The organism is Polaromonas sp. P1_G4 (genome assembly GCF_056405475.1).
Genome location: NZ_JBFUCA010000776.1, coordinates 1 through 1435, shown reverse-complemented (window position 1 = coordinate 1435; position 1435 = coordinate 1). Strand labels below are relative to the sequence as shown.

At 62.5% G+C, this 1435-nt stretch carries 1 protein-coding gene; it reads left to right on the top strand.

The features are described 5' to 3' along the window. Positions 1-133: 133 nt before the first annotated feature. Positions 134-1318, top strand: coding sequence for an NAD(P)/FAD-dependent oxidoreductase (locus AC1D1X_RS23225; protein ID WP_477699333.1), 1185 nt, complete (start codon positions 134-136; stop codon positions 1316-1318). Positions 1319-1435 lie beyond the last annotated feature (117 nt).

Below are 1435 nucleotides of genomic sequence, written 5' to 3'. Positions count from 1 at the left end.
ATCATATGGGATGAATGCGCACGCACCGCAAATGCGGAGACCCTGATGCTGAAGCAGCATGCCGATCAGAAACCAGGCCCGCCGCGGCCTGTAGGATGTGGCGCTTCCACTGTGTAATGAATGAAGCAGCAGCATGAACCCTGAAGCATCCGCACAAAAGATCGTCATCGTCGGCGGTGGCGTGATCGGCAGCGCCATCGCGTACTTTCTGGCGACGCACCCGCGTTTTGACGGCAGCATCACTGTCGTCGAGCGTGACCCCACTTACACGCAAGCCTCTTCTGCGCTGTCGGCCAGCTCGATTCGCCAGCAGTTTTCACAGCCGGTGAACATTGCGGTGTCGCAATTCGGCATTGATTTTTTACGCAACATCAAACAGCACCTGGCCGTCGATGGTGATGTGCCTGATATTGGTTTGACCGAGCGCGGCTATTTGTACCTGGCCTCTGAAGCCGGCGCGGCCACGCTGCAAGAGAACCACGCCACACAACGCGCAGCCGGTGTCGATGTGATGCTGATGACGCCTTCCGAGTTGCAACAGCGCTTTGCGTGGCTGCAGGTGGACGACCTGGCGCTGGCGTCGCTCGGCCTTTCGGGCGAAGGCTGGTTTGACGGTTATGGTTTGCTGATGGCCTTCAAGCAAAAGGCGCGCAGCCTGGGTGTGCAGTATGTGAAGGCCGAGGCCACGGGCTTTGCGCACAGCCGCGGCCGCGTGAGTGCCGTGGCGCTGGAGGGCGGCGCGCAGCTGCCGTGCGACTGGGCCGTCAATGCGGCGGGTGCATGGGCGCGGCCGCTGCTGGCCGGCACGGGCCTTGACCTGCCGGTGTATGGCCGCAAGCGCTGCGTGTACGCATTTGCCAGCCCCGCGAAGACGCCTGACTGCCCGCTGGTGATTGACCCGAGCGGTTTGTGGTTTCGGCCCGAAGGCGACATCTGGATTTGCGGCCTGCCGCCGGCGCAGGGCCAGGACGGCAACGACGCGCCGCTGGAGGTGGACTACGACCTTTTCGACGAAGCCTGGCTGACGCTGGCCAAGCGCGTGCCGGGCTTTGAGGCCGTGCGCATGCAGCGCGCCTGGGCCGKCTATTACGAATACAACACGCACGACCACAATGCGCTGCTGGGACCACACCCKCACCTGCCCAACCTGCTGCTGGCCAATGGCTTCAGCGGCCACGGGTTGCAGCAGTCACCGGCGGTGGGGCGCGGCCTGGCGGAGTGGATTGCCGAAGGCGGCTACACCAGCCTGGACTTGTCGCCGCTGGCGGTGCAGCGGCTGGTAGAGGGGCGCAGCTTGCTGGAGAAGAACGTGATCTAGGTTGGGTTCACGCCTTCTTCCTTTTTTGCTCCTGAATTGATAGCTGCTCGCGCATGACCCCCAATGGCTACAGGTCGATTTTGTATAAATTTGCGCTTACTTTTCGCTGTCCAGGTG